At 57.9% G+C, this 24607-nt stretch carries 19 protein-coding genes; 4 read left to right on the forward strand and 15 right to left on the reverse strand.

The window, feature by feature from the left end; all coding sequences use genetic code 11:
- Positions 1-25 precede the first annotated feature (25 nt).
- The 14 genes from NA645_RS17610 to NA645_RS17675 all read right to left on the reverse strand — a co-directional run bounded on the left by NA645_RS17610 (position 26) and on the right by NA645_RS17675 (position 17191).
- Positions 26-355, reverse strand: coding sequence for a DUF3325 domain-containing protein (locus NA645_RS17610; RefSeq protein WP_256050032.1), 330 nt, complete (start codon positions 353-355; stop codon positions 26-28).
- Positions 352-1884, reverse strand: coding sequence for a PepSY-associated TM helix domain-containing protein (locus NA645_RS17615; RefSeq protein WP_256050033.1), 1533 nt, complete (start codon positions 1882-1884; stop codon positions 352-354). The genes NA645_RS17610 and NA645_RS17615 overlap by 4 nt, the downstream gene beginning before the upstream one ends.
- Complete coding sequence (locus NA645_RS17620) at positions 1881-2177, reverse strand: DUF3649 domain-containing protein (RefSeq protein WP_256050034.1); 297 nt, start codon at positions 2175-2177, stop codon at positions 1881-1883. The genes NA645_RS17615 and NA645_RS17620 overlap by 4 nt, the downstream gene beginning before the upstream one ends.
- 25 nt (positions 2178-2202) lie before the next feature.
- On the reverse strand, positions 2203-4359 hold the full coding sequence (locus NA645_RS17625; protein WP_256050035.1) for a TonB-dependent siderophore receptor: 2157 nt from the start codon (positions 4357-4359) through the stop codon (positions 2203-2205).
- A gap of 195 nt (positions 4360-4554) precedes the next feature.
- Positions 4555-5643: a polysaccharide biosynthesis/export family protein gene (locus NA645_RS17630; RefSeq protein WP_256050036.1), complete on the reverse strand. Its 1089-nt coding sequence runs from the start codon at positions 5641-5643 to the stop codon at positions 4555-4557.
- Positions 5644-6181: 538 nt separating this feature from the next.
- The gene (locus NA645_RS17635) at positions 6182-7096 is read right to left on the reverse strand and encodes a GDP-mannose 4,6-dehydratase (protein ID WP_256050037.1); all 915 of its coding nucleotides are present in this window, start codon (positions 7094-7096) and stop codon (positions 6182-6184) included.
- Between the two features lie 302 nt (positions 7097-7398).
- A complete protein-coding gene (gene gmd / locus NA645_RS17640) occupies positions 7399-8430 on the reverse strand; it encodes a GDP-mannose 4,6-dehydratase (protein WP_256050038.1) in 1032 nt (343 codons plus the stop codon).
- A 151-nt stretch (positions 8431-8581) separates the two neighbouring features.
- Positions 8582-9343 carry a WecB/TagA/CpsF family glycosyltransferase gene (locus tag NA645_RS17645; protein WP_131650434.1) on the reverse strand — a complete coding sequence of 254 codons (762 nt, stop codon included), beginning with the start codon at positions 9341-9343 and terminating at the stop codon, positions 8582-8584.
- The gene (locus tag NA645_RS17650) at positions 9333-10217 is read right to left on the reverse strand and encodes a glycosyltransferase family 2 protein (protein WP_256050039.1); all 885 of its coding nucleotides are present in this window, start codon (positions 10215-10217) and stop codon (positions 9333-9335) included. Before NA645_RS17650 ends, NA645_RS17645 begins: the two co-directional genes overlap by 11 nt.
- Entirely contained in the window at positions 10177-11433 is a 1257-nt protein-coding gene (locus tag NA645_RS17655; protein WP_256050040.1) for a hypothetical protein, read from the reverse strand. The genes NA645_RS17650 and NA645_RS17655 overlap by 41 nt, the downstream gene beginning before the upstream one ends.
- Before the next feature lie 266 nt (positions 11434-11699).
- Positions 11700-12758 (reverse strand): glycoside hydrolase family 5 protein, encoded by a 1059-nt coding sequence (locus NA645_RS17660; RefSeq protein WP_256050041.1) that lies wholly within the window; start codon positions 12756-12758, stop codon positions 11700-11702.
- Positions 12759-12930: 172 nt separating this feature from the next.
- Complete coding sequence (locus tag NA645_RS17665; protein WP_256050042.1) at positions 12931-15144, reverse strand: polysaccharide biosynthesis tyrosine autokinase; 2214 nt, start codon at positions 15142-15144, stop codon at positions 12931-12933.
- 15 nt (positions 15145-15159) lie between these two features.
- Positions 15160-15597, reverse strand: coding sequence for a low molecular weight protein-tyrosine-phosphatase (locus NA645_RS17670; RefSeq protein ID WP_256050043.1), 438 nt, complete (start codon positions 15595-15597; stop codon positions 15160-15162).
- A gap of 157 nt (positions 15598-15754) precedes the next feature.
- Positions 15755-17191, reverse strand: coding sequence for an undecaprenyl-phosphate glucose phosphotransferase (locus tag NA645_RS17675; protein WP_256050044.1), 1437 nt, complete (start codon positions 17189-17191; stop codon positions 15755-15757).
- A 372-nt stretch (positions 17192-17563) separates the two neighbouring features.
- Here NA645_RS17675 and yegS point away from each other — a divergent pair, with 372 nt between their 5' ends.
- From yegS to NA645_RS17690, 3 genes are all read left to right on the forward strand, one after another.
- Entirely contained in the window at positions 17564-18493 is a 930-nt protein-coding gene (gene yegS / locus NA645_RS17680; RefSeq protein ID WP_256050045.1) for a lipid kinase YegS, read from the forward strand.
- 113 nt (positions 18494-18606) lie between these two features.
- The gene (locus NA645_RS17685; protein ID WP_256050046.1) at positions 18607-19539 is read left to right on the forward strand and encodes a chemotaxis protein CheV; all 933 of its coding nucleotides are present in this window, start codon (positions 18607-18609) and stop codon (positions 19537-19539) included.
- Between the two features lie 26 nt (positions 19540-19565).
- On the forward strand, positions 19566-20369 hold the full coding sequence (locus NA645_RS17690; RefSeq protein WP_256050047.1) for an MOSC domain-containing protein: 804 nt from the start codon (positions 19566-19568) through the stop codon (positions 20367-20369).
- 82 nt (positions 20370-20451) lie between these two features.
- Here the strand turns inward: NA645_RS17690 and NA645_RS17695 are convergent, their stop codons facing one another.
- Positions 20452-22380, reverse strand: a complete 1929-nt coding sequence (locus tag NA645_RS17695) for a transglycosylase SLT domain-containing protein (RefSeq protein WP_256050048.1) — start codon at positions 22378-22380, stop codon at positions 20452-20454.
- Positions 22381-22662: 282 nt separating this feature from the next.
- Between NA645_RS17695 and NA645_RS17700 the strand changes: the two genes are divergently transcribed.
- Positions 22663-24567, forward strand: coding sequence for an ATP-binding cassette domain-containing protein (locus tag NA645_RS17700; protein ID WP_256050049.1), 1905 nt, complete (start codon positions 22663-22665; stop codon positions 24565-24567).
- Positions 24568-24607 lie beyond the last annotated feature (40 nt).

Below are 24607 nucleotides of genomic sequence, written 5' to 3' on the forward strand. Positions count from 1 at the left end.
GGCAACCATGTCTCGCTGGGTTCCGCTAACCGCCGCTAATCGCTGACAGCATTCCAATCACACCGAGCAGGGCGCCGAGTGGCACGACCCACCGCTGGCGCCATGCGAGCGTCAGGCCGACCGTCACCCCAGCAAACATCAGCTGTGTCAACGCAATCACCAGGCCAATCGCTAGCCCTGACGATGCGGTATTCAGCAGAGCTGCGCCGAGGAACAGTCCGGACGCTGTGGCACGCAGCCAGCGCTGTCGTCTGGGTGTCGGGGCGGTGTTGAACACCGCTCGATGGTGTCGAGCCATTGCCAGGCAGAGCGCCAGCATCGCCAGGTACGCCAGTGCGAATGCGAGCAGGATCATGGTGCCAACTCCTGTTGCCGAGTAGCCGGGCGTGTCTCCTCGCGTGCCGGTTTCTTCGTTTGTGGGCTGCGAAGCGAGTACCAGGCACATAGGCTGCCGACGAGCAACAACACTGCATCGATACCCGCCAGCATCAGGTCCCCACGGGCGAGGCTTGCCAGAAGATGCCCCTCCGGTGTCGTCAGGCCGTTAAGCAGCGGCAGGCCCAGCGCGAGTATCGCCAGCAAGGCGGATAGCCAGCGAGACAGTCCGAGCGGTTGCCGACGACTCAGGTAGGCGAACACCGCGACGGCCAGCCAGGCCAGGGAGAAGCACCAGGCCTCGGCAGCGCCACGCTCAGCCAATGTGTCGGGTAGGAGACGATTCGCCCAAAGCAATGCGAGCGAGGCGATAGGCATGCCAAAGAACACCGCGCCGTTGAGCGCGCGCACGATTTCGATGCCTCGAATTTGCCGTCCCTCACGCTTGCGTAGCCATACGCCGGTGCCGGCAATCAGCATGGCGCAGCCGGCCAGTCCGAGCAGGCCGTATAACAGCCGCACGATATGCCCGCCGAATTGCGCCATGTGCAGTCCCACCAGCCATATGTAGGCGCGATAGCCGGCCGGAGCCTGCTGCTGATGAAGAAGCTCGCCGGTGAATGCGTCGTAACTCAGGGCGTCCTGTGGCGAGCCGATGCGCGATGGATCGAAGCGACGCACGCTGACCACGGCGGATGCATCGGATGGATGCTCGACGATGATCCAACCGATCCCTGCGCCATCCCAACGCTCGCGGGCGTCGGTCAGCAGCGTCTCGAGCGGGGCGAACTGACCCGGTGGCTGGTTCAGTTCGTTGCGGTGATAGCCGCCCTGCACCTCTTCATAAAAGGCGAGCGGGTCGCCTCCGTACGCCACCATCGCCCCGGCGGGCATGTAGGATGCAACGAACACCGCCACACCGGTGTACGCCAATATCAGATGGAAGGGCAGGCCGATGACTCCGAACAGGTTATGCGCGTCGAGCCAGGCGCGTTGACCGTTCGCTTGTGGACGCAGGGTGAAGAAGTCCTTGAATATCCTGCGATGCACGATGATGCCCGACACCAGCGCCACCAGCATGAACATGCCGGCCAGGCCAACGATGTACATGCCGATCGTTCCGGCGTGCAGGTTGTAATGCAGTGTGAAGAAAAACTCGCCGCCGACTGTTTCGGGCATGGGCCGCCCGGTGCGAGGATCGAATGCGACGCGACCGCGGGTCCCGGATTCATCTTCTTCCCAGCCCAGCCGCCAGTAAGGCTCGCGTTCGGTTGGACCATGCAGCCAATAGGCATGCAGAGGTGCCTGCACGTTTGCCTGCACCCAGTTGCCGACGTCGGTGGCGGTCATCGCGGTCGCTGCAGGCGTATGCAGGGCGGGCCGCATCCAGCGCTCCAGCTCCTTGTCGAAGCAGGCCAGCGTGCCGGCGAAGATGATCACGAACAGCAACCAACTGGGCAGTAGACCGCCCCAGGTGTGCAGCCCGGCCATGGATTGACGAAGCGTCATGGCCGGGTCCTCCACTCGACGGACAGGTACGCGCCGAGGAACAAGAGGGCGGCCAGCACGGCGATCAGCAACCAGGCGGCGAGAGCGCTACGAGCGGCGAAGGCGTAGATGACTGCCGCGACCCAGACGGCGAAGCAGAGCAGGCTGGCCGTCACGACCCGGTCAGGACGCGGTAACGGCAGATACACAGAGAAAAATGCCGTGAAACCATAGGCCAACGCATAGCCACCGAAAAGCGCGGCGGAAATGCGCCCGGCCAGATTGGCGAGGCGGGACGATGCGAGTGTAGTCATTTGTGCAGACTCCGATATTCGTCCATCAGAAGCTGTAGCTGACGGTGCCGACCACTGTCCGGCGACTGCCGAGGAAGCAGTCACCGCGCGACAGGCAGCTGGTGTAGTAGGTTTCGTCTTCCAGGTTGGTGGCGTTGACCGTGAACGCCCAGTCCTGATAGCGGTAGCCGAGCATGGCGTCGAACAGGGTTGTGGATGGCGTTTTTAGCGTGTCGGTGCCATCCCAGCTCGCGCCGACGTAGCGCACACCGGCGCCTGCGCTGAAGCCGGGAACGCCAAAGAGTTCGAAACGATGCTGGGACCAGAGCGAGGCCATGTCTTCCGGGATCGTCGCCAGCCGAGCGCCTTCCTCGCGCGGTGTTCCCTTGAGTACTTTGGTGTCGAGATGGGTGTAGGTCGCAATCAGATCCCAGTCAGGGCGGACGGCTACCATCGCTTCCAGTTCGAGGCCCTGCGTGCGCGTTTCACCTGTCTGGACAGTATTCGATGGATCGTTCGGATCGGGCATCTGCCGGTTCTGTTCGCGCAGATCGAACACCGCAGCGGTGTACAGACTGTTGCTATCGACTGGCTGATACTTGATCCCTAGCTCCCACTGTTCCCCTTCCAGCGGCTTGTAGGGCTCGCCGGTCGAGGTGTTCAGTCCAACGATCGGTTGGAAGGATTCGCTGTAGCTGATGTACGGTGCGATTCCGTTTTCGAAGAGATAGGTGAGTCCAACCCGTCCGGTGACGGCATCGTCCTTCTGCCGTGTACCGCCTTCGGTGCGGTTGTCGACCCAGTCCTTTCGCAGCCCCAACGTCAGCATCCAGCGTTCGTACTTGAGCTGATCCTGCAGATAAAGGCCTTGTTGCGCGACCGTCTGCTCGGGGTCGGCAGTGAGATCGATAACGGAGGGGTCGAAGGTGCCGTAGACGGGATCGTAAAGATCCAGCGCTGTGGTCGCGCCGCCGGCTCGTTTACGGTTGGTGGTGGCGTGCTGGTAGTCGCCGCCGATCAACAGCGTGTGCTGCACCGGACCGGTGTCGAACAGGGCCTGAGCATTGTGATCGGCGACCCAGACGTCAACTTCGGGTTTGGCTACGTGGTAGATGCGATCGAGGGTTCGGTTATCGGCGTTGAGCACTGGTGGCCAGCCATAGATCTGCTGGTAGCTGACTTCACTTTCCTGGTAGCGCAGGTTCTGTCGCAGCGTCCAGGTCTCGTTCAGCCGCCAGCTTAGCTGTGATGTGAGCGCGATCTGCTCGGTATCGTATTCGTCAAATCCCGGCTCGCTGACGAACAGATCGGTGTCGTAGTGTCCATAAGGCGCATCGAGAACGGTGCCGCGGTGTGGGAGAAACTGCGATGTGGAGCCGCTGTCGTCCCGCTGTATGTTCGCCAGCAACGTCCATTCGATGTCGGCGGTGGGGCGCCAGGTAATCGAAGGCATCAGCAGCAGCCGGTCATCCTCTACGTAATCGACCTGCGAGTCGCTATCACGCGCGATCGCCACGACTCGATACAGGAGTGTGCCTTCCTCATTCAGCGGGCCGGTGCTGTCAATCGCGATTTGTTTGCGGTCGTAGCTGCCGTATTGAAACTGCAGTTCAGTACGTTGTTCGTCGCGCGGGCGTTTGCTCACCATGTTGATCAGGCCGCCAACCGGGCTCTGCCCGTACAGCATCGACGATGGGCCCTTCAGCACTTCGATGCGTTCGAGGGTGAATGGGTCTGTGCGGGTATTGGTGTAGCTGCCGAAGGTCTGTTGCAGACCATCGAGATAAAGCACCGGAGTGCTGCCGCGAATCTTGGACGAGTCGCCGCGAGCGTCCAGTCCAAAGGCTTCGCCGCGTACGCCAGAGACGTATCGTAATGCGTCTTGCAGCGTCTGCGCGCCTTGGTCTTGTATGCGATCGGCGGTGATCACGCTGATTGATTGCGGGACCAGAAGCAGCGGCGTGTCAGTCTTAGTACCCGTCGCCGAACGTGTCGCGACATAGCCCTCGACCGGTCCGTCAGCGCGTTCGGCCTCGCTGGAGACGACCTCCTGCGCCGGCAGCTCGAACGCCGATGCGTCTGTTGCTGAGGTTCTGTCCGTTGATTGAGCTAAAGCAACGGGGCTGAGGGAGACTACCGGCAGGGCTAGACCGGCGGTGCGCAACGCCACGAAGAGAGGACGCAGGGCAGGGCGGCGTGACATGAGCATCTCCAATTGCATTTATTATTGAGATGCGGATGTTAATGCGAATACGTTGCATTTGTAACCCTTCAGGCTACGAATGATGAACGTCGAGCTGCGGAGCCTGGAAGTGGTGGAAATAAAAAACCGCAGCCGCCCAACGGGCTGACTGCGGTTTGTGCTCAGGCTGTTTCCAGCCCGGTGTCTGTCACGTCATTAACGGTTGAACGCTGCGCCGGTTCCAACGACCGATGCTGATCCCAGCAGCTGGGTGATGAAGCGGTTCCAACGAGTGATACCGGCCGGACCGACGAATACCACGTCCTGCGGCTGAAGCGGGAAGCTCTTGGCCAAGGCAAAGGCGGTCGGCGATTCGGCGTTCAGCTGGAAGACCTTGGCTTGCTCGGTGGCGATGTTTTCCGCGCCGCGGATGACATATACCGCTTCGCCGTCTGCGGTTTCCTGACGGATACCGCCAGCAGTACCGATGGCATCCATCAGGTTGTAGCTCGTCGTCTTGAAGCTGAGCGCCTGCGGTTGAGTAACTTCACCCAACACGTAGATCTTCTTCTGATCGTTGTAAGGCAGGTGCAGCTGGTCGCCGTCCTTCAGATAGACCTGATGCAACCAGGAGTCCGGGCGGTTCAGGTCATCGAGATTCAGCATGTACTCACGGCCGTCGCGCTTGAGCATCAGGCTGGACAGATCTGCGTTTTCGGTGTCGACGCTCGCCTGGCCGATCGCCTGGACAATGGTCATCGGCGCGGTGGTCACCGGTACTTCGCCAGCGGTGTTGAATGCGCCGGAAAGTACGATGCGCTGGCTGCCATAGCGCAGCAGGCTGACGTCGACCTGTGGGCTGTCAATGTAATTGGCGAGGCGGCGTGCAATTTCGGACCGCAGTTCTTCGATGGTGCGGCCCGCGGCGTTGACGTTGCCAATGTAAGGGTAGAAGAGCGTGCCATCCGGACGAACCAGACGACCGTTGGCATCGAGCTGCTGCTGCGGGCCGGACGGCGCGGTCAGTTCAGGGTGATCCCATACGGTGATGTAGAGAAGGTCGTTGGCGCCGATGCGATATGCCTCGGGTTTGAAGTCGAGCAGCTCTTGCTTGCTGGACGTGCCCCTGTCGGAAGACAGCTCGCCCTTGAGAATGTCAGGCGTGATGCGAATGAGCTGTACCGTACCGTCTTCCGATTTTGCGCCATCCTTGAACTCATCTGGATCAAGGTATTGGCCGGGCGAAAACACACATCCTTGGAGCGCCAGCACGGAAGAGAAAGCGAGAGCAAATAATGGTTTCATGGTTCTTCATCCTTGACGGAATAGTTGTTTTTACGAAGTGAAACTGCGGGATTCACTTTTTGCTTAAGGAGCGAGCGAAAATTGATTCGTCTGCCATTTGTCGGCGGTGATCCTTCGAAAATGCATAACAACGAATTCAATAACAGCTTCTCTCGGTGTCGTTACCGCAAAGCTCTTGATGCAATTTCTCGACTCCAAAGTGAGACTTTTCGGTTGAGCCAGTGATAGGTTCCGCTTAACCGCTAGCGCATCATCAGGCCGAGAAAACAGACGCTTTGCCGCTCACAGTAGCCATAGACCGCTCCGTTTACGCGGGGTTCAAGACAATGCGCATAAATGAAGCGCTGACAAAAAGAGAGGCGTAACGCACGCATTGGAACCCGTCTAAACAGGCCCAGCATCAATGGGCAGAGCTGCTGCTGATTCTGCGCGTATGCATATCGGTGCCAATGGCGGTTATGAATCGCACCTGCGTCGTTCAGTGGCGTGGAGCATTATCGAAGCTGGCAGTATTTCTCGGCGTTTTTTGCAACAGGTATTAATCCGTAGCGGGGTATTCGATCATCCAGCGTAGCGTGTCTTTTAATTCAAGCTGGGGCAGATCGCCTATAAGTGAGTCCAGTTTGGCTCTGCTGCCGAACAGGTTCTTCACGTCAGCACTACGTACGAAGGCTGGATTGACTCTGACGTCCAGGTGGTGACCGGAGATGGCCGCCGCCTGTTCCAGAACATATTGAAGCGTATACGCAGAACCTGAGCAGATATTGACGGTTTCGCCAATCGCGGCGGGCGTTTCGAGCAGTCGCCGATAGGCTTGTACGACTTGGCGAACATCACAGAAATCGCGTGCGATATCCAGGTTACCCAGTTCGATGACCTCGGCTCGGCGACGTATATGCGCGACTATTTTTGGGATGAGAAATTGTTCACCCTGGCCGACGCCGGTGTAATTGAACGGCCGGCTGATAATCAACGGCAAACGACCGCGATAGAGCCCGGCGAGGAACTCCATCGCTGCCTTGCTCACCGCGTAATCATTGGCTGGAGCAAAGGGGGCGGATTCGGGCAGAACACCCTCGGTAGCGTTTCCGTAGACATTGGCACTGCTGGCAAGGAGTACGCCTTCAAGATTCGTTGCTGAGGTGCGCAGCGCTTCGAGTAAGTGACGAGTACCGAGCAGATTGGCGTTGTAGATTGCGTCCGCATCGGTATGCGCGACGAAAGAGACTGCTGCCAGATGCACGACGTAGGTCGGGCGTATCTCCATCAGCAAGGTTCGCAGCGTCTCGTCATCGTTCAGCGAGCAGCAGTGGATGGCTGAAACAGCCGTAGGCAGCTCGCTCACGGGTTGGCGATAGCTGAGGCCGTGGACCTCGTAGCCCTGGGCTGCGAGCTCTTCTGCCATATAGCGGCCGGTAAAACCGGTGACGCCCGTAATCAGCACTTTGCGCATGATCTTTCCGGGATGAATTCCAAGTTCTGCGGAGCGCTTTATCCCTGTATAGAGGTGGGATGTTGCGTCCCGATTACGGTTGATCGAGTGACCACACGACGTGCTGTCGAACTGCGCTATGCGGGTGGTTGGCTCGGTAAGAACCACAATCGATTTATATGCCGCCTGTATCGACGGGTGGCTGGTTGGGGAGTGAATGCACAGGGCAGGTCGGTTGCCCTGTGCAGTTTGCCGGACCGAACATTCTCGTATTGCCGCTTACGGCTTCCGACATAGCTTCCCGTCAACCGGGTCGAATCACTTCAGAATGAAAAGCCTTGCTGATTGCGGCGCATGTCGGCGTCGACCATCATGCGGCAGAGTTGCTCCAGCGAAGTTTTGGGCTCCCAACCCAGTACATCCTTGGCCTTCTGGGGATCGCCGATCAGCAGGTCCACCTCCGCAGGGCGGTAGAACTTCGGATTCACCCGCATGACAACTTTGCCGGTCGCCATGTCGATCGCCTGTTCCTGCTCGCCGGAACCTTCCCACTGAAGTTCGACGTCCACTGCTTTGAATGCCAGCGTCACGAAGTCGCGTACGGTTTCGGTACGGTTGGTTGCCAGTACGAAAACGTCCGGCTCATCGGCCTGCAGCATGCGCCACATACCCTCAACATATTCTTTGGCATAGCCCCAGTCACGTTTCGCGTCGATATTGCCCAGCTCGAGGACATCCAGTTGGCCGAGTTTGATCTTGGCCACCGAGTCGGTGATTTTCCGCGTCACGAATTCACGGCCCCGTAGAGGCGACTCATGATTGAACAGGATGCCGCTGCAGCCAAAAATGCCGTACGACTCCCGGTAATTGATGGTCATCCAATGTGCGTAAAGTTTGGCGACGCCATAGGGGCTACGTGGGTAGAACGGGGTCGTTTCCGCTTGGGGAATGGCCTGGACCTTGCCGAACATTTCGGACGTCGACGCCTGGTAAAAACGAATCTTCGGATTGACGATACGAATGGCTTCCAGCAGGTTCACTGCGCCCGCGCCGGTGATGTCCAGCGTCGTCAACGGCTGCTCGAAGGAAACACCGACGAAGCTCTGTGCGGCGAGGTTGTAGACTTCGGTTGCGCCAGTGCTCTCCAGTAGTCGAATGCTGGAGGACAGGTCGGTAAGGTCGTATTCGACGAGATGCAGATCAGGGTGCTTGTCGATGCCCAACTCTTCGATTCGCCAGAAGTTCACCGAGCTGGTGCGGCGAAACGTGCCGTATACGGTATAGCCTTTTTCCAGCAGAAGCTCTGCCAGATAGGCGCCGTCTTGCCCTGTGATACCGGTGATAATCGCTTTCATTGTCTTCCCTGTATGAGGTTAGGTTTAAAGTGCATCCGCTTCGCTCTGTCTGGCGCATAGCGCTGGGAAAGTAGCGAAGCTTTATTAGATAGGGCCTGTTTCCGGTTGCCTTACAGCCACCCTGACCGAAATAGTCCAACGCCAAGCTCAATCAAGACTGCTGTTTCGCAGGACTGCCTTTTTGTCTGGAATTTTTCTCACGTAAATAAGCAGGCACGATATACATCGCGTCGATCAAATAGCGCTTGGCCAGCCGACGAGGCTCCAAACACATGCGATGGAGCCATTCGAGCTTGTACTCACGCATCCATTTAGGGGCTCGCTTGATGGTGCCTGTGGCGAAGGAAATGGACGCGCCAATACAAAATCCCATGCCTGAACGCTCATGTGATTGAGTCGCCGCGGCCAGGACCTCGCCGCGAGGCGTACCAACCGCATAGAGGACCAGGTCCGATGGGTTTTCACGCACGAACTGCAGGCAACGCTGCACTTCTTCCGGTTTTTTGATGAAGCCCATCGGCGGGTTGTAGTGATAGAGCTCGATGCCGGGATAGATTGCTCGAAGTTTGTCGGCTTCGGATTGCAGCGAGCCGATCAGAACCACGCGCAGGCGATCCTTGTCTGCCCACTTGAGTAGATCCAGCGTCAGGTCACTGCCAGGAATGGCTTCGTCGAGATGTACGCCCAGGCGGTCGAGCAGCGAGAGAAGAATACGACTATCACAAAGTCTCCAGCGTGCCTTGGCGTAAGCATCCCGTAGCTCTGCGTCATGCTCCAACTGAACGAGGTGGTCAACGTTCGGCGTTACCACAAACGAATAGGGCTGCTTGATGCCCTCGCGGATGCAGGACAATAAAGCTTTCTTATTGCCGGAATAGAAGTCTATTCCGAACGCATTAGTATCACTTGACACTCATTGCTACTCCCTTGAAGGCGCCCTTGATACCCGACCAGGCGAGGGTGGGGTTCCTGTATTCCTTGATCGTCGTAACGGCCGAAAGGAGAAACGCGGAAACGACCGCGAACATCGAACCATAGAAGCGCTTGTTGAATCGTGTGGCGGCGCGGTTGCGGTAATAGTGATAAAACGCCGAACGGTTACCGAGACTGAGTGACCCGTAATGAAACAGGCGGCTTTCGGGGACGACTTTTATGGACACTCCAAAGCGTCTGGCGCGGTACTGCCAATCCACTTCTTCGAAATACATGAAGTAATCTTCGTCCATCAATCCGATTTCTTCCGTCAGCGCCGCTGAAAATGCCAGGCTGCAACCCATTATGTAATCCGGGTCGTGTTGAAGACTCTGCTGTTGCAGCGTCTCGATGCTCTGGTTTTTGCCCAGTAGGCGAGCCTTGCCGAGGATCGGATACAGTTTTCCACCGCCATAACATTCCAGACGCCCGGTATCGGCGCTCAAAACGAGCGAACCAACGAATTGCCGGTCGTTACGCTGCAATGCTGCGAGAAGAGGCGAGAAGGCATCGCTCTCGACATAGGTGTCATTGTTGACGACCCAGAAGTGCGTCGGTTGCAGATTTGCCATTGCCCAGCGAAGGCCATAGTTATTGCCGCCGGCGTACCCGTTATTCTCAGGGTTGCAGAGCAGCGTCACCTGTGGGTACGCCTTTTCATCCAGCCACTGCTGAAAGGCAAGAGCCGATCCATCCTGAGAGTCATTGTCGACAATGACGATATGGTCGATGGTCGAGCAATGAGCGAGCAGGCTTTCAGCGCAGCTGATGGTTTCAGTAGCAGCTTTGTAGTTGAGAATAAGTGCGACGTTCATGAACTCGTTCCTTGCTGCGTAGATGGCGTGCTCTCAGAGCGTGAATAACGAAAAGCATGCAAATAACTGGCTGCACATATTCGAACAAACCGTTTAGCGGCCATATCACGAAAAACGCAAGCATTACCGAATAGGTGAATTCCATCTCCGCGTTGATGTTCCGCGCGATGCGCTGATAAATGAACAACGTCAGCGGAACCACCAGAAAGGTAAGAAAACCGAAGCGGAACAGTGTGCCGATGATTCCGATGTCGGAGAGAAAGAAATGCTCGCCGAAATAGGGAATGAAACCGTCCTGCCACATGAGCGATAGCGAACCGCTTGGGAGCCAGCTGACCAGTTCCAGATGGTTGAACACAGATGCGATTGTGTGAGGGCGCACGCCGTCTTCCACGTTGCCGTCCAGGCTGCGTCCATAGAACTCCATGTTCAATCCGAGAATTTCGAGTAATTCGGGATAGAAATAGAACGGCGATAGCAGAACACAGAGCGAGGCCGCCCAGGCGATAGCTTTGACCCTCAATGAGAAAAGGGTAAACGCCAGACACAGAACGATAAGTTGGCGAGTTTGCGTGGCGAACACCAAGGTGAGTAGCAAGATCGCAGCGATGATCAAATAGAAAATTTTCTGGCGTTGTTCACCGTTGATTGGCGACTTTCCTTTCGCCCAGATTTGAATGCAGTAGAAATAGGCAAAGCAAATCAGGAAGGGGCCGATCGAGGAGCGATCCGGGCGATCCCAAGACGTTTGCTCTTCGCGTAAATCAGGCACCAGTCCAAATTTGAAGCACCAGGACAAAAATACTGCAATGAGCGCGGCATAGATGATCGCGCGCTCGAACTGAAGAGTGCTGATGTGCTTGGTAAGCAATAACAGGGGCACGAACCCGAATGTGAACAACATTCGGCGTTCTTCGATCAGGCCGTAGGCGATCGGTTGGCCGAAGGTAAAAAAGGAAAATATGGCAGGCAGCACGGTAAATACGAAAACGCTGTAGAACGCGTAGTACATGAGAATGCGGAATTCTCTTGAGGCATCTTCCGTGCTGGCAAGAATCAAAAGAGACGCTATACCCAGGCAAGCCGCCAGGTAGGCTTCGTTGAGAAATTTGAAGCCAAGTGGGTTATGCGTACTGTCGCCGAATACAGAAAAATGCAGAACGAGCGCCAGGATAGTCAGTGGCAAATAAAAGAATTTTGAGCTGATGCTTGTCATCACCTGAGTCCTTAGGTGCGTTTCCATTATCCAGATAACTACGCCGCAACAAACTCAAGCTTTTTAACATTGCGATGTTGATGCTTTGACGCGGATTACACCCGCATGGCATCGGTTACCAAACGATTTCGATAGGCAGAGGGTCATCAAGTTCCCTTGGATTAGCTCCGCTGTGCTCGGTCGAAGCGTTTGACAACCGTGCTAGCGGTTGTGTTGCGTAGAAATCTCGGGTTTCGCCAAATTTTTATGACGGAGCTCACGTCCTGTCAGCCCGGCGTTGGCCCGTATTCAGTGCAGTCGTTAGCGATGTTTTTCTGCAGGATCTTCATTTGAGGCCTGTCCTTGCCGTCGATGGGCTCAACTGCCAGAACATATTTGCCCCAGCCCGGTCCGCCTGCCCAATAAGCGCTTGGCATGCAGTTATCGTTGAGATAGGCGAGCATATTGTCCATGGCGACGAGCATCGACTCGGAGTGGCCGGGAACGCCATATTCGCCCAGAAAGCCCTTCAGGTTGTTTTCTTTCAGCCACTCCACGAAGGGGCGGGCACGCTCGACGCCCAGCATGGGGTCAACGGTTTCGTCGTCCGCGTAGCGTCCTGAGAAATCTTTGTCTAAATAGAGATGGGCTTCGTAAATGATCTTGTTCGCCGGATCATCGATCAGAAAATCCTCGTTGACCTTGCGCCAATGAAACGAGCTCGCCCAGCGGTCGCCTTCGACGAATATCAAGGTTTTCATGTCGACCTGACGAATTGCATCGACTGCCGCCTGGGCCGCCGCAGGCCACAAACCATCGGTCGAGTGGGGTTCGTTCATGATGTCGTAGCCCAACAGGGCGGGGTGATCCTTGAACTCTTCCGCGAGCTTGCGCCAGACGCTGGCGTACGCTTCGTATGGTACTTCGGGTGAGCCAATCAGCTTGCCCTTGTATCGAGCGTAGTTGTGCATATCCAGAATGATTTTCTGGTCATGCTGCGCAGCAAAATCAAGCGTTCTTTTAAGTAGGCGTATCTGATCAAAGTTGACGCCTTTGTTCAGGTCGTGTTGTACGCGTTCCCAGATGAAGGGGAAGCGGATCAAGCGAATGTTCTTGTCTGCGTAATACTTGAAGTACTTCTTCTCGGGATAGAAGTAGTTGGTGCCAACCTTGCCCGGTGTTATATGCGGTGCGAAATTGGCGCCGGACATATTGATACCGACCAAGTCGATACCTGCGCGTTCAGTGTTGGGCTGAGCTTGGACAAGGGATACGCAACCGACCAGGGATAGGCCGGCAATCAAACGTATCGCGCCGAGCAAAGGCGAGAGAGAGCGACGTTCCATATTTCTTGAACTCCAATGAGCATGTAGCGAATGACTGCCCTTCGATCACGCGGCGTAACGATCATCGAAGGGCCGCTGCCAAGTGAGCAACGGTTCGAATGCGTGCAGGCGATTGGGCGGAGTTGTTCGAGCGCCCGATGCATATAGTCATCGGGCATCAGGCGCTCATCGCTTATTTGCTGTGTTGGTATTCGTACTGGTAGTAGCCGTAATCGCTGTAATTGGACACTTTGCGGATGACGGCGTTGAAGATCACACCTTTGACCATCAAGCCGTTCTGTTCGAGGCGGCGCTTGGCGAATTCGATTTCCTTGACCCCGTTCAGACCATAACGGGTCACCATCAGCGTCGTGCCAGCCTGGCTACCAACCAGCGCAGCGTCGGTAACCGCGAGAATCGGCGGTGTATCGAAGATCACCAGATCGTACATACCGCTGATTTCCTTGACGAAGCGAGAGAAGTTCTCGTGCATCAACAGCTCGGAAGGGTTCGGCGGCAACTGACCATGAGTGATCACGTGAAGGTTGTTGAGTTGGGTCTTCTGGATCGCATCGAACAGCGTGACACGGCCGGACAAAATGTCCGAAAGGCCTTTTTCACCCTGGCAACGCATGACTTTGTGCAAGTAGCCCTTACGCATGTCTGCGTCGACCAGCAGCACTTTCTTGCCGGACTGTGCAATTACTGCCGACAGGTTACTGGTAACGAACGACTTACCGACTCCCGGGCTAGGACCGGTAATCATCAGAATGTTGTTCTTGGCCTCGATCATGGCGAAGTGCAGGCTGGTGCGCAGGCTGCGCATGGCTTCGGTGGCCAGGTCAGCTGGGTCGTTGATCGTCAACAGATAAGACGCGCTGCTCTTGTCACGCTTGAAGTTGACCAGACGTTTTTCCAGCACCCCCTGCTTTTCGCTGAAGGGAATCGCCGCGTACACCGGGATGCCAACACGCTCGATTTCTTCTGGGTTTTCCACGCCCCGCTTGAGCGCTTCGCGGACATAGACGAAAGCGATCGCGAGGATACCGCCGAGCAGAATCGCTGCTATGACGATCAAGGGCTTGTTCGGCTTGATCGGTTGATCGATGTCCGCAGCGGCGTGGTCGACGATGCGCACGTTGCCAACGGTACCTGCACGAATGATGTCCAGCTCCTGCGTTTTGTTCAGCAACATCGAATAGGTTTCGGACGAAACCTCGACATCGCGGTTCAGACGTAGCAGTTCCTGCTGGGTCGAGGGCAGGGTGCCGATTTGCTTTTCAAGCTCGGCCTTCTGCGCCTGGAGTTGGCTGGTCTGGTTAACCAGCGCTTGGAAGTTAGGATGCTGACGGGTAAAACGACGTTCCATCTCGGTGCGCTTGAGATTCTGCTCGGAAATCTGCTTCTCGAGGTCAACGATGCGATCGAGCACCGACTGGGTTTCAGCAGAGATGTCCACCGAGCGATTACCGGTCTGGAACTTATTCAATGCAGTTTGAGCGGCGTCGAGCTTCTTGCGGACTTCCGGCACTTGCTCGCTCAGGAACTCCAGGCTCTGTGTTGCTTCGGCCGCGTTGCGCGCGATGTTCTGGTCTACGTAGCGCTGGGCCACCTCTTCCAGTACTCGAACGGCTTTCTCCGGATCGGCATCCTCGAGCGTCACGTTGAGGATGCCAGATTGCTTGCCGCGCTCACCCGCCGACAGACGATTCTGATAGTCCTCGGTGGTGGCGTAAGTGCGGTTTTTGATCACGCTGAAAGTAGTGCCCGGTCGCGCGTTCAGCTCCGCTACGGTAATGCCGTATTCTGGCGTTTCCATGGGCTCGCCAACTACGCCTTGCACAACCACTTCACCGTCGGTGTCGCGCAGGATGAAGCCATTGTTCTCTGCAGCTTCCAGCGTCAGTTCTTCGCCATGCATGTTGTCCGGAACGATCAGCCGAGTGACGCGTAGCGACTCGCCGCCCCAGGCGTAAGATTCGAAGCCTTCCGGGTACCAGCCAAGCTCACCTTCCTCGGTGGGTTCGAAGCCGCGGAATATATAGCCACCGAACACCGGGAAGTGGTGAGGCTCGATGATGATATCGAGGTTCAATGCTTCGACAGCGCCACCGACAACGGTGCGTGACTTGAGCAGGGCAATCTCGGTCTGCGCGGGCGAGACTGCTGGTGCGGCGCCCACTACGTCAGTGAGGCTTGGAAGGCCGCCTTTCGGTTGGATCTGGATCATCGCACTGGCGAGATAGACCGGGGTGGCAAGCAGCGCATAGGCAATACCCAGTGCCGCGAAGAAGCCGGTTATGGCAAGGATGAGCCCCCGATTGTTGAGCAAAGTGTCAAAGAGGTGGGCCAGATCAATATCCTTCTCCTCTTTGGTTTCGTAGATGGGGCGGGGCATGGTGGTCATTGAAGTTCCTTCTTCTTATTTCAGGTAAGGAAGCCAGCTTTCGACGCACTGCGTCAGAAGGCTGTGAACGTGTTCGAATGCGGGTTTGGATTGACGAAACGGATCCGGAATTTCTGTAGCGTCCAGCCATTTACCCATCAGGAAGGTCTTGCCATGTACTTCGGGGGCTATTTGGCGGATGTGCTGGATGTGGCTCTGCTCCATGGCGAGGATGAGGTCCGCTTGGTGCAACATCTCACTATCGACCTGCCGGGCACGGTGATGTATGTGTTCCAGCCCGTGCTCGTGAAGCACCTCATGTGCGGTCTTGTCCATTGGGTTGCCTACTAGTGCGCCTATGCCTGCCGAACTGATCGTCAGGTTTCTTCCTTGGAGTTTGTGTGTCAGCAGTGCTTCGGCCGCCGGGCTTCTGCAGATATTGCCGACACAGATGATCAAGATGTTCTGGAACATGTCGCTTAGCCTCGCAGCCCTGAATTCATGGGCGGTTGGGCGTACGCATCACAGAACGCAAATCTGATATTGCCTCGCTTCATTAGTTCAATCTTCCTGCTGTGCTCGCGCATGAAATATGGCTGATTGCCGTGATGGGCTGTTCTGCCGCGCGCAGTCAGTAAACGTCCTTGTTGAACAGCAGAGCGGGAATGGTCCGAGCGAGGATGTAAATGTCGAACCAGACCGACCAGCGCTCGATGTAATCCAGGTCGAACTCGACGCGTTTTTCAATCTTTTCGAGCGTGTCGGTTTCGCCGCGATAGCCATTGATCTGCGCCCAGCCGGTGATGCCAGGCTTGACGCGATGGCGAGCCGAATATTCCGAGACGGCGTCTTCGAACAGCACGCCGGCGGCCTTGGTTGCGGTTGCGTGCGGGCGCGGGCCGACCATGGACATGCTGCCCAGGAACACGTTGAGCAGCTGTGGCAGTTCGTCGAGGCTGGTCTTGCGAATGAAGCGGCCCACGCGCGTGATGCGATCGTCGTTACGCGTCGTCTGGCGTTCAGCGTTGGCGTCCGATTTGGCGTGGTACATCGAGCGGAACTTGAACACTTCGATCAGACGATTGTTGTAGCCGTAGCGCTTTTGCTTGAACAGCACCGGGCCGGGCGAGTCCAGCTTGATCGCCAGTGCCAGCAGCAGCATCACGGGTGCTGCGGCCAGCAGGGCCAGGCTGGAGAGGATGATGTCCTCGATGCGCTTGAACATTGGCGACCAACCACGCAGCGGTAGGTCGGAGGCGATCAGTGTCGGCAGGCCACCAACCTCGGTGATGCGCTTGTTGGCATGGCGGAAGGCGACCATGTCGGGCACCAGCAGCACGTTGACCGGCAGCTTGCGCAGCTCGTTGATCACCTGACCGATGCGGCTGTCGGCGAACCAGGGCAGGGCGACCAGCACCTGAGTGACTTTTTCCTCACGGATCATCTGCTCCAGATCACGCGTATTGCCCAGTAGCGGCAGGTCGGCGAGCGTCTTGGGCAAGCGCTCCAGGCGGTCATCGATGAAGCCGAGCACGCCGGTGCGGATGTCACGGTGATGAGCAAGATACTCGGCAACGCGCACGCCGTTATCGGTACCGCCGAGAATCACTGCATTCTGCAGATAGACGCCCTTGGCCATCAGGCGGCGAAACAGTGCGAGCATCATCAGGCGCTCTGCGCCGAACAGGATGATGCTGGTGACGAACCAGAACGTCAGGTGCTTGGCTTCCAGATAGCTGAACATGCCCAGCCCCTGGTGCATGAAGATCAGCAGGCTGAACGCAGCGGCCCAGGCGACCAGCATGGTACGGAAGCGGAGCAGGGTGCTGAACACTTCCTCGCTGTAGATGCCAACCGATTGAAAGATAACCACGCTGATCACGCCGAAGAACATCAGGAAGGTGCTGAAAGTGCCACCACCCGCCGGTAGGTCGAGCGGTAGAAAAAGCAGCAGCAGAACGCCCGGCAACACAGCGGTAAGCCCGTGGATCAGGCGAACGCTGGCAAGGAAGTAATCGACGAAACTGGGGTGGGCGTATTCAAGGGTCCCAACGGACTGTAAGCGCATACAAGGCTCCTTCCTTCGGCTATTGCTAGCTCTCAATACTCGTTTTGATAGCCGCGATCCGCGGTTCTGATGGCAGGCCGCTATCGCAACCTTCACCTGGACAACTGCTCCGACCGCCTCCAAGGAAATGAGTTCATCAAACGGGTACAAACCGCCAAAGAAGCGCCAAGGATTAAATTAATGTAATAACTGATTGATTAATAAGAAAAAATTAAAATAAAACGTTCGCTATAGTTGATTTTTCAAGGTTGCTTCTGACCGATGGTCGTCACTTTTTCCGATTCGGCTTAAGCCCGTACGATTCCCGCTGCGTCACAACTTTCCAGTTCTGCCACGTGTCTTATCTGCGTTTACCGAACTGGAAGCGAAAGCATGAATGAACCCAAGGCGCTGCTCGTGCTTCACGGCAAGCAGGGACTCAACGAGCAGGTGCGTGCGGCTGTCAAGGAATGGCGCGAGCTTGGACACGAACTGGCCGTGCGGGTGACCTGGGAAGCCGGCGACTCGGCTCGGCTGGTGCGCGAAGCCCTCGCCGCTGGTTATCGAACGGTGATCGCCGGCGGGGGCGACGGCACGGTGCGTGAAGTGGCACAGGCACTGCTCGATAGCGGTTCCGATGCGAGCATGGGCGTATTGCCGCTCGGGACCGCCAATGACTTTGCCCAAGCCGCCGAGATTCCAATTGCACCTTTCGACGCGCTGACATTGCTCGATCGTAATCCGGTGTCGATAGATGTCGGCGAGATGAACGGTATCCCTTTCATCAACATGGCGACCGGTGGCTTCGGATCCAAGGTGACCGCCAGCACCTCGGAAGAACTGAAAAGGGTGCTGGGCGGCGGCGCCTATCTGCTGACCGGCCTATCGCGCTTCAACGAACTGCACGCTGCCTGGGGGCGCTTCGTTGGGCCCGGCTTTGCCTGGGAAGGCGACTTCCTCGCGCTAGGCATCGGTAACGGGCGTCAGTCCGGCGGAGGACAACAGCTCTGTCCGCAAGCGTCCGTTGATGACGGCTTGCTGGATATCTGTATCGTTCCGGCGCCTGCCGATACGGTGGGTACCCTGGGTACGCTACTGAGTGGCGGGCTGCTGGGAATCGACACCGTTTCGGTAACTGCCCGTGTGCCCTGGCTCGAAGTCGAGGGGCCGAATGAAATTGCCATCAATCTCGATGGCGAACCCTTCACGGCGGAACACATGCGCTTCACGGTCAGGCGTCGGGCGCTGCGTCTGCACCTTCCAATGGATAGTCCGCTGCTGCGTGAGGAGCCGTTGCTCCGAAACGGTAAAGAGGCCACCTGACAGCGCCGTACCGGCAGGGCGCAGACTAACCGTCGGGATGGCGACAAATACAGATAAAGCGCGGAAACTTGCGGCCGATAGCCTCCTAACCCGTATCAAGCAAGGAGCCCGCAATGGCCGGCATTCTCGAGTCAGTCGATCAACGCACCCGTCTGGTGGGGCAGAATCGTCTGGAAATTCTCATGTTTCGGCTTTCCGGCCGCCAGCAATTCGCTATCAATGTGTTCAAGGTGCAGGAGGTCGTACAGCTTCCAAAGATGACGCTCATGCCGCATCGCCACGGTTCCGTATGTGGCGTCGTCAACTTGCGCGGACAGACGTTGCCGGTGATTGATCTGTCGCGTGCCATAGGTCTGCGTCCATTGGTACCGGATGAGCGCAGCACCATCATCGTGACCGAGTACAACCGCTCGATTCAGGCTTTTTTGGTCGGCGGCGTGGAACGCATTCTCAACCTCAACTGGGAAGAAGTATTGCCCCCGCCTACCACGGCGGGGCGTCAGCATTACCTGACGGCTATCACCAAGGTCGATGATCGGCTGGTCGAAGTCATCGATGTGGAAAAGGTGCTTGCCGAGATCGTCCCCTATAACACCAGCATCTCACCGGAGCGCTTGGCCGATCCGCTGCTCGAACGCGCCCGTGGCCGTGAAGTGCTCTGTGTCGACGATTCGACCGTGGCGCTGGCACAGCTGCGTGAGACGCTGACTCAGCTTGGCATCACCGTACATACCGCCAGTGATGGCATGAAGGGCTTGAACAGACTCAAAGCCTGGGCCGATGCCGGGGAAGTGCTCACCGATCGTCTGCTGATGGTGTTTACCGATGCGGAAATGCCGGAAATGGACGGCTACCGCCTCACCACCGAAATCCGCAACGACCCGCGCCTACGCGATCTGCATGTGGTGCTGCATACCTCGCTTTCGGGCAGCTTCAACCTGGCGATGGTGAAGAAAGTCGGGTGCGACAACTTCCTTTCCAAGTTCCAGCCGGAGAAACTGGTGGACGTTATCCGCGAGCGTCTGTTGCTTGACGAAACTCGCTGATCCGCTCATCTGATCGAGGCTCCAGGATGCATCTTTGCGCGTTGTATCGCTTTCCACTCAAGTCCGGCTCGGCTGAATCGCTTGAAAAGGGAGGGTGCGACGCGCTCGGCCTGATCGGCGATCGGCGCTGGATGGTCGTCGATGCCGCAACCGGGAAATTCCTGACGCAGCGCGTGCTGCCGCGAATGGCGTTGCTGAAGGCGCGATGGCAGGGCGAGGCGGCGCTGCTCCTGAGTGCCCCCGGCATGGATGATTTACCGGTGGCGGTTCCCGCTTCGGACAGCGCTGCGCGAGGTGTACTGATCTGGCGCGAGAGCCTACGAGTACCTGACGCTGGTGACGCAGCGGCTGCATGGCTGACGCACCTGCTCGCTCGGCCATGCCGGTTGGTGTATCTACCCACCGAGCAGGGCATCCAGATCGATCAGGATTACGCCCGTCCCGACGAGCGAACGGCGTTCACTGATGGTTTTCCGTTCCTGCTGATCGGTCAGCGATCACTCGACGACCTTTCGGCCCGAGTGGGGCAGCCCCTCGAACCGACGCGGTTTCGGCCGAATCTGGTCATCGCCGATGCGGCACCTTACGCCGAGGATGGCTGGCGCCGAATCCGTATCGGCGACATGCAGTTTCGGGTGGTCAAACCTTGCTCACGCTGCATCATCCCCACTATCGATCCGCTCAGCGCCGGGCACAGTCCGACGCGCGAGCCCTTGGCCACATTGCTTGGTTACCGCAAGGGCGAGGGCGGCGTGTTCTTCGGCCAGAATCTGATCGCAGAGGGCAGGGGTGTGCTGCAGGTGGGTATGTCGGTCGAAATACTGGAATAGCCCCAACCGCCGCTCGCGGCCGGGTCAATATCGTGAAGATCCTTCACCGACGCTGGCGGGCCAAACCATGGCGCCGCCAGCGTCACTGACTTTCGAAGTATCGCTCGTGCCACTCAACCAGCGGCTGCGGTGCGTTGAGCTTCTGGCCGTAAATCACCGAATAGGTGAGTACGTTCTGCACGTACTGACGGGTTTCATCGAACGGAATGTTTTCCACCCAGACGTCGAATGGCAGATGTTCCGCATTCCGCAGCCATTGGCGGACCCGGCCGGGACCGGCGTTGTAGGCAGCGGATGCCAGCACCCGGTTACCCTTGAACTGGCCATAGATCTGGCTGAGATAGGCCGCTCCCAACTGGATATTGGTGCTGGGGTTGAGCACCTGCTGGTGCGATGACAGCGGTATATCGAAGCGTCTGGCGGTTTCCTTCGCGGTGGCCGGCATCAGCTGCATCAGCCCCGTGGCACCGACGGGCGAGCGCGCGTCGGCCATGAACGCGCTTTCCTGACGCGTGATAGCGAATACCCAGCTTGGATGAATCTCCCGTGCCTTCGCCGCGTTCACCAGGCTGCTGCGATAGGCCATGGGGAAGCGGATATCCAGATCGTCCCAGTATTTCGCCTGGCTGATGGTGCGGATGGCCGGGAAATACCACTCCATGTCGTAGGCCAAGCGCGCCTGAGCGACCAGTTCATCGCGGCTGAATAGACGGCTGACGTGATACCACTCGCGGCGTCCGTTGACGATCTCGCCACGGGCATGGAATTCCATGGCGCGGCGAATCCCCGCCGTATTGCGGACCTTCTGCATCAGCTTCGGATCGAGCGCGAGCGGCTGATGGTTGAGCTTATAAGGCGCCTGGATGCGGTCGGCCGAGAGGAAGCCGTAGAAATCGCGCTCGCTGGCGACCGGCTGGTAGAGCGGGATGGCCTGTTTGCCATTGGGTTGTGCCAGTTCAAGGCTGCGAGCGTTCCAGTAACGCCAGCGATTGCTGTCGGCGAGTTCTCCGGTGAAGCGCTGGATCAGCGCATGGGCATCATCCCAGCGGCCCAGACGCAACAAGAGCCTGGCCCGCCATTCGCTGACGGTATCGTCACGCAATTCGGGATCGTATTCAGCCATCACCGTCAGGGCACGAGCATCGAAGCGCTTGGCCAAGGTCAAGCCGATCTGGCGCGCGATCGCCACCTTTTCATCGGTCGAGAACGAAAGGCGTCTGGCGTAGCTGTCGAGCAGCCCGAGCGCCTTTTCCGGGTCTTTGCGCGCCAGCCGACGCAGGCCGATCGAGACGATATCGCCCATGGCCTGATTCGGCGACATGAAGCGACCAGTTTGGCCCAGCATCTGCGGCTTCTGCGCGACCTCGACCAGCAACTCGCCTTGGCTCTTCATCGTCGGCAGGCTTTTCACCAGAAAGTTGGCCAAGCCGTAATTACCACTCTCGACCGCCAGTTTGGTGCGCTGCCAGACCAGGTGTTCGCTGAGCTGGCCGGCGTCGCGCCAGCGCTCGAACAGCGCGTCGCAAGCGTTGTGTTGCGACTTGCCCACCAGCCAGAGACGTTCGGCCGTCTCGTAGCCTTGCTTCGTCTGTCCGCTGGACAGCTGGTATTGACCGTAAAGGCAGTCCAGCTCGGCGAAATTCATCGCCGGATCATAATGCGCAACGAAGGGCCGCCAATCGCCACGGGCTGCCAGCAACCGCAGCCAGCGCAGCTTCATCCAGCTGGCCTGTGGCAGGTCGCCGTGTTCTGCGAGAAACTTTTCCACCTCGTCATTGCTGGCGGTCTTGAGCCGTGCAGTCAGCTCGTCATAGGCCAGGTAGGGCTCGAGGGGATAGTCTCGAAGCGCGCTGGCGTGACGTCGATATGGGCCGCTGTCGCCCTTGGCCAATGCCCGCTTGGCTTCGTCGTAGTACTGACGTTGCTGCTGGAGGCTGGCGGCTTGAGAGGTTTCGACGATTGCAGCAGTAAACAGAAGGCAGAAACAGATACTGGAGAGTCGACCGCGCATGAGACTTCCGAAGACGGGGGGCAGGAGAAAACTGGGGCTAGCTTAGCTCGGCCAGTCGGGCAGTTAAACGCGGATTAAGCTCTTGAAACAAACAAAGCAGGAGGTTCCGACGAACGTACGTACGTCCCAGCGAAGCGGCCCTGAATCGGTATCCAGCGTGACTGTAGGTCGCGTTGAGTGTCGGTACAGGCGCTGTGATCGACAAGCGGGCTCGATGCTCGGCGGCATCGGTGCGACAGGCGCCTTCTGCTAGAATGCGCGCCCTGTTTCCCGGAGGTAGTCATGACCCTGCTCAAGTTGACCGATGTGTCCCTCGCCTATGGCAACAATCCATTGCTCGATGGAGTGTCCTGGCAGATTGCGCGGGGTGAGCGGGTTTGCATCATCGGCCGTAACGGGACCGGCAAATCCAGCATGTTAAGCCTGGTCAAGGGCAGCCAGTTGCCGGACGACGGCGAGATCTGGCGCGCGCCGGGTCTGAAGATTGGCGAATTGCCTCAGGAACTTCCGCTCGCTGACGAGCGCACCGTGTTCGATGTAGTGGCCGAAGGGCTATCGGGTGTGGGTCAGCTGCTGGCCGACTATCATCACCTCAGCCAGAACATCCAGAACGAAGCCGATCTGGACAAGCTGATGCACGTTCAGCAGGAGCTCGAAGCGAAGGACGGCTGGCGCCTGCAGCAGCTGGTCGACAGCACCCTGAGCCGCTTGCAGCTGCCGGCCGATAAAACCTTGGCCGAGCTTTCCGGCGGTTGGCGCCGACGCGTTCTGCTGGCTCAGGCGCTGGTGTCCGAGCCCGATCTGCTATTGCTGGATGAACCGACCAACCACTTGGACATTGGCGCTATCGCCTGGCTGGAAGAAGCCTTGACCGGCTTCAACGGTGCCGTGCTGTTCATTACCCACGACCGAGCGTTCCTGCAGAATTTGGCGACCCGCATCCTGGAGTTGGATCGGGGCCACATGATCGACTGGAACGGCGACTACGCCAGCTTCCTGGTGCACAAGGAGCAGCAACTGGCGGCAGAAGAAACCGCCAACGCGCTGTTCGACAAGAAGCTTGCTCAGGAAGAAGTCTGGATCCGCCAGGGCATCAAGGCGCGTCGCACCCGCAACGAGGGGCGTGTGCGAGCGCTCAAGGCATTACGTGCAGAGCGCAGTGAGCGCCGTGAACATCAGGGCAAGGCCAACATTCAGATCGACGCGGCGGAAAAATCTGGCAAGCAGGTCATCGTGGTCGAGCACGCAAGCTTCGCTCATCCCGGCGGCGAGCCGCTGATCCATGATTTCTCGATGGTGCTGCAGCGCGGCGACCGCATCGGTTTGCTCGGCGCAAATGGAACTGGCAAGACCACGTTGCTCAAGTTGTTGCTCGGCGATCTGCAACCCACCAGCGGCACGGTCGAAGCTGGAACGCGTCTGGAAGTGGCGTATTTCGACCAGCTGCGTCACCAACTCGAGTTGGAAAAAACAGTTATCGACAACGTAGCCGAGGGGCGGGACTTCATCACTATCGATGGCCAGAGCCGCCATGTGCTGAGCTATCTCGGAGACTTCCTGTTCAGCCCGCAGCGCGCCCGCACGCCAGTAAAGGCGTTGTCCGGCGGAGAGCGGGCACGTCTCTTGCTGGCCAAGCTGTTCAGCAAGCCGTCCAACCTTCTGGTACTCGACGAGCCGACCAACGATCTGGATGTCGAAACCCTCGAACTTCTGGAAGAGGTCCTGCTCGGTTTCCAGGGCACAGTGCTGATGGTCAGCCACGACCGGGCGTTCCTCGACAACGTGGTCACCAGCACGCTGGTATTCGAAGGTAAAGGGGGCGTTCGCGAATATGTCGGCGGCTATCAGGACTGGCTGCGTCAGGGCGGCTCGCCCAGGCTGCTTGGTGTGGCCGAGGCGAAAGAGGTGAAGGCCGAAATGCCTCCGAGCAAACCCGCGGCGGCGCCCGTCGCTGAGCCCGCTCCGGCAAAGAAGAAGCTCAGCTACAAGGTGCAGCGCGAACTAGAGGCACTGCCCGGAAAAATAGACGCAGTCGAGAAAACTATCGCTGCGTTGCAGGCGGAAATTGCGCAGCCAACGTTCTATCAGCAGTCTTCGGAGCGTACTGGCGAAACGATAGCCCGCCTTGAGGCGCAGCAGAAGGAGCTCGACGAGTTGCTAGAGCGCTGGGCCGAGCTGGAAGAATGACAGGCAGCGTGACCGCGATGCATATGGCGAGACCTGGACT

This window comes from Stutzerimonas stutzeri (assembly GCF_024448955.1).
Lineage (GTDB): Bacteria > Pseudomonadota > Gammaproteobacteria > Pseudomonadales > Pseudomonadaceae > Stutzerimonas > Stutzerimonas stutzeri_AQ.